9 protein-coding genes and 1 pseudogene are annotated in these 15,285 nt (G+C 71.5%); 5 read left to right on the top strand and 5 right to left on the bottom strand.

The features are described from left to right. The first annotated feature begins 199 nt into the window (after nucleotides 1-199). Together gltB and FGW37_RS08355 are read left to right on the top strand one after the other, a co-directional pair. Nucleotides 200-4,765: a glutamate synthase large subunit gene (gene gltB, locus FGW37_RS08360; protein WP_179080488.1), complete on the top strand. Its 4,566-nt coding sequence runs from the start codon at nucleotides 200-202 to the stop codon at nucleotides 4,763-4,765. Further along, on the top strand, nucleotides 4,758-6,218 hold the full coding sequence (locus FGW37_RS08355) for a glutamate synthase subunit beta (protein WP_179080487.1): 1,461 nt from the start codon (nucleotides 4,758-4,760) through the stop codon (nucleotides 6,216-6,218). The genes gltB and FGW37_RS08355 overlap by 8 nt, the downstream gene beginning before the upstream one ends. Before the next feature lie 84 nt (nucleotides 6,219-6,302). Here FGW37_RS08355 and FGW37_RS08350 read toward each other — a convergent pair whose 3' ends face one another. The 4 genes from FGW37_RS08350 to FGW37_RS08335 all read right to left on the bottom strand — a co-directional run bounded on the left by FGW37_RS08350 (nucleotide 6,303) and on the right by FGW37_RS08335 (nucleotide 9,710). Further along, the gene (locus FGW37_RS08350; protein ID WP_179080486.1) at nucleotides 6,303-6,968 is read right to left on the bottom strand and encodes a 3-keto-alpha-glucoside-1,2-lyase-like domain-containing protein; all 666 of its coding nucleotides are present in this window, start codon (nucleotides 6,966-6,968) and stop codon (nucleotides 6,303-6,305) included. Beyond that, nucleotides 6,965-8,155, bottom strand: coding sequence for a non-hydrolyzing UDP-N-acetylglucosamine 2-epimerase (wecB, locus tag FGW37_RS08345; RefSeq protein ID WP_246430313.1), 1,191 nt, complete (start codon nucleotides 8,153-8,155; stop codon nucleotides 6,965-6,967). The genes FGW37_RS08350 and wecB overlap by 4 nt, the downstream gene beginning before the upstream one ends. Nucleotides 8,156-8,235: 80 nt before the next feature. Continuing rightward, the gene (locus tag FGW37_RS08340) at nucleotides 8,236-9,495 is read right to left on the bottom strand and encodes a glycosyltransferase family 2 protein (RefSeq protein ID WP_179080485.1); all 1,260 of its coding nucleotides are present in this window, start codon (nucleotides 9,493-9,495) and stop codon (nucleotides 8,236-8,238) included. Next, nucleotides 9,492-9,710 (bottom strand): hypothetical protein, encoded by a 219-nt coding sequence (locus tag FGW37_RS08335; protein WP_179080484.1) that lies wholly within the window; start codon nucleotides 9,708-9,710, stop codon nucleotides 9,492-9,494. The genes FGW37_RS08340 and FGW37_RS08335 overlap by 4 nt, the downstream gene beginning before the upstream one ends. 322 nt (nucleotides 9,711-10,032) lie before the next feature. Between FGW37_RS08335 and FGW37_RS08330 the strand changes: the two genes are divergently transcribed. Further along, a complete protein-coding gene (locus FGW37_RS08330) occupies nucleotides 10,033-11,847 on the top strand; it encodes a DUF2334 domain-containing protein (RefSeq protein WP_246430312.1) in 1,815 nt (604 codons plus the stop codon). Nucleotides 11,848-11,870: 23 nt separating this feature from the next. Beyond that, a complete protein-coding gene (locus FGW37_RS08325; protein ID WP_246430311.1) occupies nucleotides 11,871-12,923 on the top strand; it encodes a glycoside hydrolase family 113 in 1,053 nt (350 codons plus the stop codon). Nucleotides 12,924-13,077: 154 nt separating this feature from the next. Here FGW37_RS08325 and FGW37_RS08320 read toward each other — a convergent pair whose 3' ends face one another. Beyond that, nucleotides 13,078-13,977, bottom strand: a complete 900-nt coding sequence (locus FGW37_RS08320) for a hypothetical protein (RefSeq protein WP_179080482.1) — start codon at nucleotides 13,975-13,977, stop codon at nucleotides 13,078-13,080. A gap of 231 nt (nucleotides 13,978-14,208) precedes the next feature. Between FGW37_RS08320 and FGW37_RS08315 the strand changes: the two are divergent. Then, nucleotides 14,209-14,994 (top strand): annotated as a pseudogene (locus FGW37_RS08315) (S1 family peptidase); the annotation flags it as partial. Nucleotides 14,995-15,285: the final 291 nt, after the last annotated feature.

Raw genomic sequence — 15,285 nt, 5'->3', positions numbered from 1 at the left:
GGCCGGGCGATCCCCAGTGTTTCCGGCAGCTCGCCGCCTTCACCGCAGTGTCCACATGCTGGACGGGTGCTTCCGCTTTTCGAGAAGCGCCCCATCATGTAACCTGCACCAACTTCTTCCGCAGAGGGCCAACGTCGTCCCTCGGCACATGCACCGGCCGCACCGGCCGGGACTGCCAAGACGACGACGGGAGCCGCCGATGCGATCCGCATCCCACCCCGCCCAGCAGGGTATGTACGACCCGCGGAACGAGCACGACGCCTGTGGCGTCGGCTTCGTCGCGACCCTCACCGGCGAGGCGAGCCATGCGCTCGTGCAGCAGGCGCTCACCGTCCTCCGCAATCTGGAGCACCGCGGCGCCACCGGCTCCGAGCCCGACTCGGGTGACGGCGCCGGCATCCTGATGCAGGTCCCCGACGCCTTCCTGCGCGAGTCCGCCGGTTTCCCGCTCCCCGAGCCCGGCGCGTACGCCGTCGGCATCGCCTTCCTCCCCGCGGACGCCGCGGACGCGGACGCCGCCGTCTCGTCCATCGAGACGATCGCCCGCGAGGAGGGCCTGACCGTCCTCGGCTGGCGCGCCGTCCCCGTCGCCCCCGAGCTGCTCGGCGCCAGCGCCCGCGCCACCATGCCGGACTTCCGCCAGCTGTTCGTCGCGGACCGGCGCAGCGTCAGCGACGGCGGGAACACCGGGCTCGCCCTCGACCGCAAGGCGTTCGTGCTGCGCAAGCGCGCCGAGCGGGAGGCCGGGGTCTACTTCCCCTCGCTCTCCGCCCGCACCATCGTCTACAAGGGCATGCTGACCACCGGTCAGCTGGAGCCGTTCTTCCCGGACCTCTCCGACCGCCGCTGCGCCACCGCCATCGCGCTGGTCCACTCCCGCTTCTCCACCAACACCTTCCCCAGCTGGCCGCTCGCCCACCCGTACCGGTTCGTGGCCCACAACGGAGAGATCAACACCGTCCAGGGCAACCGCAACTGGATGCGGGCCCGGGAGTCGCAGCTGGCCAGTGAGCTCTTCGGGGACGGCGGCATCGACCGCATCTTCCCCGTCTGCACCCCCGACGCCTCCGACTCGGCCTCCTTCGACGAGGTCCTGGAGCTGCTCCACCTCGGCGGCCGGTCCCTGCCGCACAGCGTCCTGATGATGATCCCGGAGGCCTGGGAGAACCACGCCTCCATGGACCCGGCCCGGCGCGCCTTCTACCAGTACCACTCCACCCAGATGGAGCCCTGGGACGGCCCGGCCTGCGTCACCTTCACCGACGGCACCCTCGTCGGCGCCGTCCTCGACCGCAACGGCCTGCGCCCCGGCCGCTACTGGGTCACCGACGAGGGCCTCGTCGTGCTCTCCTCCGAGGTCGGCGTCCTCGACATCGACCCGGCGAAGGTCGTCCGCAAGGGCCGCCTGCAGCCCGGCCGGATGTTCCTGGTCGACACCGAGCGCCACCGCATCATCGAGGACGACGAGGTCAAGGCCGAGCTCGCCGCCGCGGCGCCCTACGGCGACTGGCTGGAGACCGGCCTGATCGACCTGGCCGACCTGCCCGAGCGCGAGCACATCGTGCACACCCACGCCTCGGTCACCCGCCGCCAGCAGACCTTCGGCTACACCGAGGAGGAGCTGCGCGTCATCCTCGCGCCCATGGCGAAGGCCGGGGCCGAGCCCATCGGCTCGATGGGGACCGACTCCCCGATCGCCGCGCTCTCCGAGCGGCCCCGGCTGCTCTTCGACTACTTCACCCAGCTGTTCGCGCAGGTCACCAACCCGCCGCTGGACGCCATCCGCGAGGAGCTCGTCACCTCGCTGGTCTCCTCCCTCGGCCCGCAGGGCAATCTGCTGGAGCCCACCGCGGCCTCCTGCCGCAGCGTCACCCTGCCCTTCCCCGTCATCGACAACGACGAGCTCGCCAAGCTCATCCACATCAACGCCGACGGCGACATGCCGGGCCTGAAGGCCGTCACCCTCTCCGGCCTCTACCGCGTCACCGGCGGCGGCGAGACACTGGCCGCCCGCCTGCAGGAGATCTGCGCCGAGGCCGACGCCGCCATCGCCGACGGCGCCCGGCTCATCGTCCTCTCCGACCGCCACTCCGACGCCGAGCACGCGCCGATCCCGTCGCTGCTGCTCACCTCCGCCGTCCACCACCACCTCATCCGCACCAAGCAGCGCACCCACGTGGGCCTGCTGGTGGAGGCCGGTGACGTCCGCGAGGTCCACCACGTCGCGCTGCTCATCGGCTACGGCGCGGCCGCCGTCAACCCGTACCTGGCGATGGAGTCCGTCGAGGACCTCGTCCGGGCAGGGACGTTCCTGCAGGACATCGAGCCCGAGGCCGCGATCCGCAACCTCATCAAGGCCCTCGGCAAGGGCGTCCTGAAGGTCATGTCCAAGATGGGCATCTCCACCGTCGCCTCCTACCGCGGCGCCCAGGTCTTCGAGGCGATCGGCCTGAACGAGGACTTCGTCGAGACCTACTTCCACGGCACCGCCACCAAGATCGGCGGCGCCGGCCTGGACGTCGTCGCCCGCGAGGTCGCCGCCCGCCACGCCAAGGCCTACCCCGCCACCGGCATCGCGGCCACCCACCGCCGCCTCGACATCGGCGGCGAGTACCAGTGGCGCCGCGAGGGCGAGCCGCACCTCTTCGACCCCGACACCGTCTTCCGCCTCCAGCACGCCACGCGCGCCCGCCGCTACGACATCTTCAAGCAGTACACCGGGCGCGTGAACGAGCAGTCCGAGCGGCTGATGACGCTCCGCGGCCTGTTCTCGCTCAAGACCGACCGCGAGCCCGTCCCCCTCGACGAGGTCGAGCCCGTCAGCGAGATCGTCAAGCGCTTCTCCACCGGCGCCATGTCGTACGGCTCCATCTCCCGCGAGGCCCACGAGACCCTCGCCATCGCCATGAACCGGCTGGGCGGCAAGTCCAACACCGGTGAGGGCGGCGAGGACCCCGAGCGCCTCTACGACCCCGAGCGCCGCTCCAGCATCAAGCAGGTCGCCTCCGGCCGCTTCGGCGTCACGAGCGAGTACCTGGTCAACTCCGACGACATCCAGATCAAGATGGCCCAGGGCGCCAAGCCCGGCGAGGGCGGCCAGCTGCCCGGCCACAAGGTCTACCCCTGGGTCGCCAGGACCCGGCACTCCACCCCGGGCGTCGGCCTGATCTCGCCGCCCCCGCACCACGACATCTACTCCATCGAGGACCTCGCCCAGCTGATCCACGACCTCAAGAACGCCAACCCGGCCGCCCGCATCCATGTGAAGCTGGTGTCCGAGGTCGGCGTCGGCACGGTCGCGGCGGGCGTCTCCAAGGCCCACGCCGACGTCGTCCTGATCTCCGGCCACGACGGCGGCACGGGCGCCTCGCCGCTCACCTCCCTCAAGCACGCGGGCGGCCCCTGGGAGCTCGGCCTCGCCGAGACCCAGCAGACGCTGCTGCTCAACGGCCTGCGCGACCGCATCGTCGTGCAGACCGACGGCCAGCTGAAGACCGGCCGCGACGTCGTCATCGCCGCCCTCCTCGGCGCCGAGGAGTTCGGCTTCGCCACCGCCCCGCTGGTCGTCTCCGGCTGCGTCATGATGCGCGTCTGCCACCTGGACACCTGCCCGGTCGGCATCGCCACCCAGAACCCCGTGCTGCGCGAGCGGTTCTCCGGCAAGGCCGAATTCGTCGTCAGCTTCTTCGAGTTCATCGCCGAGGAGGTCCGCGAGATCCTCGCCGAGCTGGGCTTCCGCACCCTGGAGGAGGCCGTCGGCCACGCCGAACTCCTCGACACCGGCCGGGCCGTGACCCACTGGAAGGCCCAGGGCCTGGACCTCGCCCCGCTGCTGCACGTGCCGGACCTGCCCGCCGGGGCCGTCCGCCACCGCACCACCGAGCAGGACCACGGCCTGGCCAAGGCCCTCGACAACGAGCTCGTCAAGCTCGCCGCCGACGCCCTCGAGGTCTCCTCCGCCGAGGACGCCCGCCCCGTCCGCGCCCAGGTGCCCATCCGCAACATCAACCGCACCGTGGGCACCATGCTCGGTCACGAGGTCACCAAGCGGTTCGGCGGCGCCGGGCTGCCCGACGACACCGTCGACATCACCTTCACGGGCTCCGCCGGCCAGTCCTTCGGCGCCTTCCTGCCCCGCGGCGTGACCCTGCGCCTGGAGGGCGACGCCAACGACTACGTGGGCAAGGGCCTCTCCGGCGGCCGCATCGTCGTCCGCCCCGACCGCGGCGCCGACCACCTCGCCGAGTACTCGGTCATCGCCGGCAACACCCTCGCCTACGGCGCCACCGGCGGCGAGATGTTCCTGCGCGGCCGGGTCGGCGAACGCTTCTGCGTCCGTAACTCCGGTGCCACCGTGGTCTCCGAGGGCGTGGGCGACCACGGCTGCGAGTACATGACGGGCGGCCGGGCCGTCGTCCTCGGCGAGACCGGGCGCAACTTCGCGGCCGGCATGTCCGGCGGCGTCGCCTACGTCGTCGACCTCGACCCCGACAACGTCAACAAGGAGCTGGCCGGCGCCGTCGAGCCCCTCGACGCCGACGACCGGCAGTGGCTGCACGACGTCGTGCGCCGCCACCACGAGGAGACCGCCTCCACCGTCGCGGCCGGGCTCCTCGCCGACTGGGACACGGCCGCAGGCCGCTTCCGCAAGGTCGTCCCGGCCACCTACAAGGCAGTGCTCGCCGCCAAGGACGCCGCCGAGCGAGCCGGTCTCTCCGAGACCGAGACCCACGAGAAGATGATGGAGGCGGCGACCCATGGCTGACCCGAAGGGCTTTCTCACCGCGGACCGCGAGGTCGCCCGCACCCGTCCCGTCGCCGAGCGCGTCCGCGACTGGAACGAGGTCTACGTCCCCGGCTCGCTCCTGCCGATCATCAGCAAGCAGGCGAGCCGCTGCATGGACTGCGGCATCCCGTTCTGTCACAACGGCTGCCCGCTCGGGAACCTCATCCCCGAGTGGAACGACTACGCCTACCGCGACGACTGGCAGGCCGCGAGCGAGCGGCTGCACGCGACCAACAACTTCCCCGAGTTCACCGGCCGCCTGTGCCCCGCGCCCTGCGAGTCCGCCTGCGTGCTGGGCATCAACCAGCAGCCCGTCACCATCAAGAACGTCGAAGTCACCATCGTCGACAAGGCGTGGGCCGCGGGCGACGTCACCCCCCAGCCGCCCGAGCGGCTCTCCGGCAAGACCGTCGCCGTCATCGGCTCCGGCCCCGCAGGCCTGGCCGCCGCCCAGCAGCTGACCCGGGCCGGGCACACGGTCGCGGTGTACGAGCGCGCCGACCGCATCGGCGGCCTGCTGCGCTACGGCATCCCCGAGTTCAAGATGGAGAAGCGGCACATCAACCGCCGCATCGAGCAGATGCGCGCGGAGGGCACCAAGTTCCGCACCGAGGTGGAGATCGGCCGCGACATCGACGCCGCCAAGCTCCGCAAGCGCTATGACGCCGTCGTCATCGCCGCGGGCGCCACCACCTCCCGCGACCTGCCGGTGCCCGGCCGCGACCTCAAGGGCGTGCACTTCGCGATGGAGTACCTGCCCATGGCGAACAAGGTGCAGGAGGGCGACCTGACGGTCTCCCCGATCACCGCCGAGGGCAAGCACGTCGTCGTCATCGGCGGCGGCGACACCGGCGCCGACTGCGTGGGCACCGCCCACCGCCAGGGCGCGGCCTCCGTCACCCAGCTGGAGATCATGCCCAGGCCGGGGGAGGAGCGCAGCGAGGGCCAGCCCTGGCCCACCTTCCCCATGCTCTACAAGGTCACCTCGGCCCACGAGGAGGGCGGCGAGCGCGTCTACTCCGTCTCCACCACCCACTTCGAAGGGGACGAGGACGGCAACGTCCAGTGGCTGCACCTCGTCGAGGTGGAGTTCGCCGGCGGCAAGCTCACGCAGAAGCCCGGCACCGAGCGGAGGATCCCGGCCCAGCTGGTCACCCTCGCCATGGGCTTCACCGGCACCGACGTGAAGAACGGCCTCGTCGAGCAGTTCGGCCTGGAGCTGGACGCCCGCGGCAACGTCGCCCGCGACGCCGACTACGCCACCAACGTCCCCGGCGTGTTCGTCGCCGGTGACGCCGGGCGCGGCCAGTCCCTCATCGTCTGGGCCATCGCCGAGGGCCGCTCCGCCGCCCGCGGAGTCGACCGCTACCTCACCGGCACCAGCACCCTGCCGGCCCCGGTCCGCCCGGCGGACCGCGCCCTGACGGTCTGACCCTCCCCGAAAAGCTCGCGGCGCCTGCCCCACCCCGACCACAGGTGGCAGGCGCCGCGCTGTCGTACCCGCGCAGGCCCTTCCCTACCCGGCCCGGCGCACCAGCAGATCGCGGAACTCCACCTTCGCGTCCTCGGTGTACACCCCCACGCTGCCCTCCCGGTAGGGCCGCTCGCGGTCCTCGTAGGCCACCAGCCCCCGGCCGTCGACGCTCACCTCCATGCGCGCGCCGCGCTGCGCGACCCGGACGGAGGACCACTCGCCGACGGGGAAGCGCCCCTGGCCGGTCGCCAGGAAGCGCTGCCCGCCCTCGTAGGCCGGGTCGCGCTTGCCCAGCTCCCAGCCGTTGGGCTTGAGGGTGACGTAGTAGAAGTGCTCGGGGTCGGTGTACGCCCACAGCAGCCACGGCACCTCCCACGGATTGGGCTCGGGCGTGCGCAGCTGGGCGACGGTCCGCATGCGCGCCTCGTAGTCCACGTCCCCGAAGCGGGCCGTGGAGACGATCAGCCCGGCGTGGGTCTCGTCCGGCACCCGGGCGGGCAGGGGGGCGAGGAAGAGGCCGTCGTGGCGGCCGATGTTCTCGCCGTGGCCGTCGAAGACCGACCGCCACGGCCCGTGGACCGAGCCCTCGGCCCATGGCCGCTCCGGCTCGCCGTCGCCGGACCAGAGGCTGCTCACCGCGAGGGCGGCGCCCGCCACCACGACGGCGGCGAGCAGTGCGAGACCGAGCAGCCGCTGAACTCTCGTCATGCCGTCGAGTATGACCCCGGCCCCTCGGTGCGGGAGGTGACCAGTTCGGCGCCGCCGCCGTCGTCGGGGTCGGCGCCGAAGTCCTCCGCGAGCTGGGCGATGATGCGGTCGGTGGCGTGTCCGTCCCCGAAGGGATTGCCCGCCGTGGCCATCCGCTCGTAGGCGGCAGGATCATCCAAAAGGTGGACGGCGGCCTCCAGGATGGACTCCGGTTCGGTGCCCACGAGCCGGGCCGCGCCGGCCTCGACCGCCTCGGGGCGCTCGGTGGTCGTGCGCAGCACGAGGGCGGGCTTGCCGAGGGTGGGGGCCTCCTCCTGGATGCCTCCGGAGTCGGTGAGGACCAGGTCGCAGCCGGCGAGCGTGGCGGAGAAGTCGAGGTAGCCGAGCGGTTCGACGACCTCGATGTGCGGGTGGCCGGTCAGCTCCGGCAGGAGGGCCTCGCGGACGGCGGGGCTCTTGTGCAGCGGCACCACCATCTCCACGTCGCCGCGGCCGGCGAGCCGGCACAGGGCCTTGCCCATGGAGCGCATCACCGCGCCCTGGTTCTCGCGGCGGTGCAGGGTGACCAGCACGCGCCGCAGGCCGGTGCGGAAGAGGCAGCGGCCACTTCCCTCGGCCAGCACCCACAGCAGGTTGTCGACGACGGTGTTGCCGGTGGTGAACACTTCGGCTTCCGGGACGCCTTCGGCCGTCAGGTGGGCCGCGGCGCGCTGCGTGGGCGCGAAGTGCCAGCGGGCCATGCGGCCTATCAGGCGGCGGTTGAGCTCCTCCGGGAAGGGGTTGTCGAGGACGCCGGTGCGCAGGCCGGCCTCCACGTGGGCGATGGGGATGCGCTCGTAGAACGCGGCGAGGGCACCGGTCAGGGCGGTGGTGGTGTCGCCCTGGACGACGACGAGGTCGGGGCGCTCGGCACGGATCACCTCGCCGAGGCCGTCCACGAGGCGGGCGGTGAGGGTGGACAGCTGCTGCCGCTCGCGCATGACGTCGAGCCCGGTGCGCACCGGTACGCGCAGCAGGTCCAGCATCTGGTGGAGCATCTCGCGGTGCTGGCCGGTGGTGACGACGAGCGGCTCGAAGAGCGGGGAGTGCGCCATGGCACGGGCCACGGGCGCCAGTTTGATGGCCTCGGGTCGGGTGCCCAGCACGAGCATGGCGCGTACGGGCGCGGTGATGAGGTCAGCGGACATGGTTCTCCCTGGGAAAGGCCTGTCGCGGGGAAGGCCTGACGGGCGGGTGGAGTGCGGAGGTCCGGGGGTGCGCGGTCGCTTCAGGTGCGCGCCGTCTTCAGCCACGTCTGCTTGCCGGTGAGCATCCGCCACAGCCCCCACCAGCCGGCGGCGAACCAGATGTAGCCGTAGAAGATGAAGACGTGCGAGAGCAGGATGGAGCGCACGAGCCCGAGACCGCGTTCGCGCCGGCGGTAGACGAATCCGTAGGCGTAGGCCGCGGTGAAGGAGAGCAGGTACGGGCCGATGATCCACATCGGGGAGATCAGGGCGCGCCCGGCCTGCACGGAGCCGATGACGGTGCCGGCCACCGCGACCAGGAAGGACAGCGGCAGCAGGGAGGTGAGGAGGATCAGGACCGGGCTGGAGAGGTGGTAGAGCAGGTCGACGGCGGCGCGGGTGGGGACGGAGCGCAGGATCAGCGGCACCAGCCCCGCCGACTGCAGGTGGCCCTGGAACCAGCGGGAGCGCTGGCGCACCAGGCGCCTGACGTCGAGCACGGCCTGCTGGGAGACGGCCGCCGCGGTGCAGTGCTGGTTGGTCCAGCCGCGGGCGATGAGGCGGACCCCGAGGTCGAGGTCCTCGGTCAGCGAGTCGCTCCAGGGCCCGCCGGCCGTCTCACCGGGCGGGGCGAGGGAGTCCAGCGCGGCGAGCCGCATGAACTGTCCGTTGCCGCCCATGCCGACGCTGCCGATATAGCGCCGGGCGCACTGGAAGATATCGCCGTAGATGACGAATTCCATGTCCTGGAGCCGGGCCAGCAGCCCTTGGTGGCGGTTGTACATCCTTACGCCGACCTGGGTGGCGCCGGTGCGCGGATTGTCGAAGAAAGGGTCGACGGACTGGACCACGTGTTCGTCGAGCCGGCCGTCGGCGTCGACGACGCAGACGATGACGTCGTGCGGGTCGTAGCCGTCGAGCAGGCCCGACTCGCGCAGGTGCCGTATTCCGGCGTTGAGGGCGGCGCCCTTGCCCCGGCGGGCGTCGGGCAGGGTGCGCTGCAGCAGCCGGACGCGCTCGGGGTCGGCGGCGCGGGCGACCTCCGCGGTGCCGTCGTCGGAGCCGTCGTCGATCACCAGGGCGAGGAAATTGCCTGCGGGCAGGGCAGTGATGCGGGCCAGGCTCTCGGCGAGAACCTTTTCCTCGTTCAGACAGGCGAGCAGAAAGACGTACAGACGCTGTTGGCGCGGGCCGCGGACGCGGCGCACCCGGCGCCGGGAAAGCAGGAAGAGAGCGGTGTTGTAGCAGCCCGCCATCACGATGATGGCGATGGCGGATCCCAGCAGGACCTCGCCGGTCAAGGCCGGCCGCCGGGGCTGTGGTCCATGGTGGTGGCGCGGACGGCGAACCAGAGCTTGACGGCGATGATGACGAAGGCGCTCGCGCAGTACAGCAGGAATCCGGCCCCGGCGGCCTCCTGCAATCCGCGGGCAATAGGAATGCCCGGTAGCACTTCCGGTGCCGCAGTGAGCCCGGCCATGGGCAGGACGGATCCCAGAGCGGGTTTTCCGTACATGAGTTCTCCCCCGTATGTCGCCTCGATGCGAGGCAAGGCATGCGCAGGGAAGGTATCAGATCAGACAGGTACTACTGTCGGACTTGATGAGAATTGTTGGAGCGGAATCTCAAATTCGGTGAACGTACCGGTAATTATGCCTGGTGATCGCTTATCTGTGACGGGCGTGACCTCTGGTCTGCACCAGGAGGGGTGCCCGGAACTGCACATTCGGGATCGAAGTTGTCTATTGACATACATCCTTCCCGGCCAGAAGAATCTGGCGCCTGTCGGGCCCCCGAACCACCGGGGGTGCGGCCGCTGCATTGCCAGGGGGAATTACATGCAAAACAAGCGCGGGAGATCCAGGAAAGTCCGGATCTCCGCCGTCGTCATGCTCCTCGCCGCCCTGCTGGGCGGCGTCATTCTTTCCCGGACCGCCGAGGGTGCGATATCCCGGCCGCGGGCCACCGATGCCGTCAACCCGCTCTCGCTCTCCCCGCAGAGCACCAAGGACCTCGCCGCCGCGGCGAAGGCCCGGATCGGTTCGGACCGGCTGCGCCGTGCGGGCAAGCTGGCCCTGACCCCTGCGCCGGTCACCAAGAGCCTCGCCGCCGAGGCGGACGCCGCTCCGGCCGGCACCTCGGCCCTCGTCCTGTACGACAACGCCGGCCCCTACGGGCAGCTGGGCGAGCTCTACGCCATGGCGACGGCCAACCTCGCCGGCCACTTCGGCACCGTCACCGCCAAGCCCGTCTCGGCCTACACCGCCGGCATGGTGAACCAGTACACCGCCACGGTCTACCTCGGTTCGACCTACTACGGCGGCACCATCCCCGACGCCGTCCCCGCCGCCTTCTACCAGGACGCGCTGGCCACGAGCCGGCCCCTCACCTGGATCGGCGACAACATCTGGAACATGGCCGGCGCCGTCGGCGCCACCCGGTTCAAGCAGAAGTACGGCTGGGACCCCACCAACTCGTACTACGAGACCGGCGGTTCCGTCGGGAACATCAACCAGGTCACGTACAAGGGACAGCAGCTGACCCGGAAGATCCCCGTCGGCCAGGACGGGGGAGTGCTCCACCCGGACATCCTCACCGGGCCCGGCTATCCGGCGGTCACCCGCCTCGCCGAGGCCAGGGACGGCACCTCCGGCGCCACCAGCCCCTGGGCGATCCGCTCCTCGAACCTCACCTACCTCGGCGAGATGCCCTTCGCCTACGTCTCCGAGAGCGACCGCGTCATCGTCTTCGAGGACCTCCTCTTCGACGCCCTCGCCCCCGCGACCGCCGAGCGCCACCGGGCCTTCGTCCGGCTGGAGGACATCAGCCCCAAGGCCGAACCCGCCGAGCTGCGGGCCATCGCGAACTACCTCAAGTCGCAGAAGATCCCGTACGGGATCAACGTCATCCCGGTCTACAAGGACCCCAAGGGCACCTACAACAACGGCGTCGCCGAGACCATCACCCTCGCCCAGGCCCCCGCCGTCGTCACCGAGCTGAAGTACATGCTCGCCAACGGCGCCGTCCTGATGAACCACGGCTACACCCACCAGTACGGCACGGCGAACAACCCCTACAACGGCGTCACCGGCGACGACTTCGAGTTCTTCCGCGCCCACGTCGACACCTCGGACAACGTCGTCCTCGACGGGCCGCCCGCGGAGGACTCCACCGTCTGGGCGCAGAGCCGGGTCACCCAGGCCCTGGCGGGCTTCGCCGCCGCCGGACTACCGAAACCGGCCCTGTGGACCACTCCGCACTACGCCGCGTCCGCCACCGACTACCGTGTCTTCGGCCAGAACTACTCCGCCCGCCTGGAGCGCTCGTTGTACTTCGCCGGCACGCTCACCGGTGGCACACCGGACACCGGCCGCTACATCGGCCAGTTCTTCCCGTACGCGGTCAAGGACGTCTACGGGACGACCGTCCTGCCCGAGAACATCGGCAACTACGAGCCCGACGCGTACAACAACCACCCGCCCCGGCTCCCCGCCGACCTGATCGCCTCGGCCAAGGCCAACCTGGCCGTCCGTGACGGCGTGGCGAGCTTCTTCTACCACCCGTACTACCCGGTGGCGCCGCTGCAGCAGACGATCGAGGGCATCAAGGCCCTCGGCTACACCTTCGTCGGCCCCGCGGACCTGAACCGGTGAACGCCGGGAGGAGGACGGCCGGCGTGCTGCTCGCGGCCGTCCTCCTCCTCGCCGGATGCTCCTCCGGCCCGGCCGGGGAGGACGGCGGCGAGGAGACGCCCGGACCGGGCACGAGCACCCGCCCCGAGGACGGGAAGGCGGCCGGACTGCGCGGCATCACGCTCCCCTCGTGGAACACCGGCGACTACAGCAGCCCCGAGGCCGCGGCGTACCTGCGGCAGATCGCCGCCACCGGCGCCCGCTGGGTGACCTTCACCCCCACCTGGTACCAGGACGGCGCCGCCGACACGGTCATGCACACCACCGGCGAGACCGCCGGCGACGACGGCCTGCGGCACATCGTCGGCCTCGCCCACAGGACCGGCCTCAAGGTCATGCTCAAACCCCATGTCGACCTCGCGCGGGGCGGCGACCGGGCGGGCATCCGGCCGCGCGACGCCGGCGCCTGGTTCACCGCGTACGAGCGCTTCATCACCCACTACGCGCAGCTCGCCGAAGATACGGGTGCCGAACAGTTCGCCGTCGGCACCGAACTGGCCGGCACCTCCCGCGACGGCGCCCGCTGGAGCAAGGTCGTCCGGGCCGTCCGCGCGCGGTACCGCGGGCCGCTGACCTACGCCGCCAACTACGACGAGTACCGCACCGTCCCCTTCTGGGACGACCTCGACGTCATCGGCATCGACGCCTACTGGCCCCTCGCCGACCGCCCCACCGCCGACGCCGCCCGGCTGCGCGACGCCTGGAAGCCCATCACGCAGGAGCTCGCCGCCTTCTCCGCCCGCCACCACCGCAGGATCCTCTTCACCGAGGCCGGCTACGTCAGCCAGCGCGGCGCCACCACCGCGCCCTACTCCTGGACCGTCAGCAAGAGCGCCGGGGAGGACGAACAGGCCGCCGCCTACGCGGCGCTGCTCACCGCCCTCGACGGAAAGCCCTGGTGGGCGGGGGTCTGCTGGTGGATGTGGGACGACTGGCCCGACAGCGGCGAGACCCCGCGGCGCCTCGCCTACACCCCGCACGGCAAGCCGGCCGAGGACGTGCTGCGGCGGCGGTGGCGCGGTCCGGGCACCGGCTGAGCCGGTGCCCGGGACGGCCGTCCGTCGTGGTCGCGCCGCTGCGGAGGGAGGACGGTGCAGGGCGTCCCCCTCCCGCGAGGGTGCGGCAACCCTCGCCGCAGCGGAACACCGGTCCGGCGGTGCCACGCAGTGCGCAACCCCTGTGAAGGGGCCCCTACGTGTCGCACTCCAGCACCGTCCGGCAAAGCCCGCACCGGGCTCGCACCTTTCCACGGACCGGTACGCGGATACGCTGATGGCACGTCGGGCACGGGAAGCTGACCCGCAGCGGGCCGTCTCCCTCGAAGGCGCCCTCGAAGGCGTAGTCCCGGTCGCCCGGCGTGCCGGGCCTCGCGCTCCGGACGGCGCGCCGGTCGCGTGCGTAACGGTGGCGGCCGAGCCGCCCGGCCGCCGCGAGCGGGGGCCGTCGGCCGTCGCGCCGGGCCTCCGCGAGGCCCTTCACGTAGGCCTCGTACGCCTGGGGGCTGGTGAACCAGGGGGAGGGGTCCTCACCGAAGGCCAGCGCCCGCTTGGCGATGACGTAGCCGAACTCCTCCGGGGTGAGGTAGCCGAGCTTCTGCGTGGAGACCGGCGACTCGCGGTAGGCGTCCAGCAGCAGCCACCCCGCCCCCAGGTAGGCCGCCGCGGTGTCGGTGAGGATCTCGTTGTCCCGCGTGCCGGGGAAGGCGAGGCCGAGCCGGTGCAGGTAGACGTGCATGACCTCGTGCGAGAGGGCCGCGCCGATGTCCTTGCGGTGGGTCTTGAAGCGGGAGTTGAGCTCGATGAAGTACTCCGGGCCGGCGGCGAGCTCGACGTTGCCCGCGTGCCGCATCTCGCGGAAGCTGACGATCATCCGGGCGTCCGGCAGCCGCAGGTGCCGCACCATCGCGCCGGCGACGCGCTGCACGCCGAGGTACGGATCCTCCTCGTCGGAGAAGGCGACGTCGGACGGGGGCACGCTGAGCTCGAAGCTGTGCACCGTGTCGTAGGAGAGGCGCTTGTACAGCGCGGTGATCGCGGCGCGCACCGTCCCGATGTGCGGAAAGCCGTGCACGATCTCGATGCCGGTGCCCACGCGTGACCACCCCCTGGGGTCCCCCTGCCGGCCGCTGCGCCCCTTCTCCACTGTACGGGCGCGGCCCCGTCGGCGGGCAGTGCGCCGGGCTGGCCGAAACGCGGTGCTTGTCGCCCGTTCGCCCGATCCTCATAATCGCACCGCGCATCGAAGGTTCGATTCCGGTAATCGGACGGCCGGAATTGTCATGAGCCTGACATTCGTGCGTAACCTCCCACGAAAGGAAGACCGTTGCGCTCCTTCCTCTTCACGCTCAGGAGAACCGTCGCCGTCGGCGCCGCCACCGTCGCCGCGCTCGCCCTCACCGCCACCGCCGCCCTGGCCGACGACCCGACCCCGCGCCCGGGCGTGGTCGGCGGCACCCCCGCCCAGCAAGGCGAATTTCCCTGGATGGTGCGGCTGTCCATGGGATGCGGCGGCTCGCTCTACACCCAGCAGATCGTCCTCACCGCGGCCCACTGCGTCAGCGGCAGCGGCGCCAACACCTCGATCACCGCCACGGCCGGCGTCGCCGACCTCGGCTCCTCCCAGGCGATCAAGGTGAAGTCCACCCGGGTGCTCCAGGCGCCCGGCTACAACGGCTCCGGCAAGGACTGGGCGCTGATCAAGCTCGCGCAGCCCATCAACCTGCCGACCCTCAAAACCGCCGACACCCCCGCGTACAACAACGGCACCTTCACCATCGCCGGCTGGGGCGCGGACCGCGAAGGCGGCAGCCAGCAGCGGCAGCTGCTCAAGGCCACCGTGCCCTTCGTCGACGACACCGCCTGCCAGAAGGCCTACGGCAACCTCATACCCGGCGAGGAGATCTGCGCCGGATACCTCGACCAGGGCGGCGTCGACACCTGCCAGGGCGACTCCGGCGGCCCGATGTTCCGCAAGGACGCGGCGGGCGCCTGGATCCAGGTCGGCATCGTCAGCTGGGGCGAGGGCTGCGCCCGGCCGCACTACCCCGGCGTCTACAGCGAGGTGAGCACCTTCGCGGCGAACATCAAGAGCGCCGCCGCGAGCCTGGGCGGCTGGCCCCCCGCCCGTCCGGCGATTCCCGGCGTACGCGCCGGTGCGGGTGCCTTCCGTTTCCCGCTTCTACCGGGCACCTTGCCCGGTGGAAGCGAGGCGCCGCCGGGTCCGCCGGGGCTGCTGGGACCGCCGGGTCCGCTGGGCCGTCCGGATGGCCTCGCGAACCCGTACGGACCAGTCCCGGTACGGCCCGCCCCGGCCCGCCCGCCCGACTCCGGTATGACGTGGGCGGGCCTCCGTCATCCTTTCGGCCGAGGCGGGAATGGTCGGACAGTCGAGGTGTGGGCG

Origin of the sequence: Streptomyces rectiverticillatus (assembly GCF_013394065.1) — a bacterium.
GTDB classification, from domain to species: Bacteria; Actinomycetota; Actinomycetes; order Streptomycetales; family Streptomycetaceae; genus Streptomyces; species Streptomyces rectiverticillatus.
The sequence above is the reverse complement of the archived record's forward strand: the minus strand, read 5'-3'. Positions and strand labels throughout refer to the sequence as shown.

Bases quoted from the DNA above. Each gene is read 5' to 3' on its own strand.
- gltB (WP_179080488.1), top strand. From the start codon at position 200: ATGCGATCCGCATCCCACCCCGCCCAGCAGGGTATGTACGACCCGCGG.
- FGW37_RS08355 (WP_179080487.1), top strand. From the start codon at position 4,758: ATGGCTGACCCGAAGGGCTTTCTCACCGCGGACCGCGAGGTCGCCCGC.
- FGW37_RS08350 (WP_179080486.1), bottom strand. From the start codon at position 6,968: ATGACGAGAGTTCAGCGGCTGCTCGGTCTCGCACTGCTCGCCGCCGTC.
- wecB (WP_246430313.1), bottom strand. From the start codon at position 8,155: ATGTCCGCTGACCTCATCACCGCGCCCGTACGCGCCATGCTCGTGCTG.
- FGW37_RS08335 (WP_179080484.1), bottom strand. From the start codon at position 9,710: ATGTACGGAAAACCCGCTCTGGGATCCGTCCTGCCCATGGCCGGGCTC.
- FGW37_RS08330 (WP_246430312.1), top strand. From the start codon at position 10,033: ATGCAAAACAAGCGCGGGAGATCCAGGAAAGTCCGGATCTCCGCCGTC.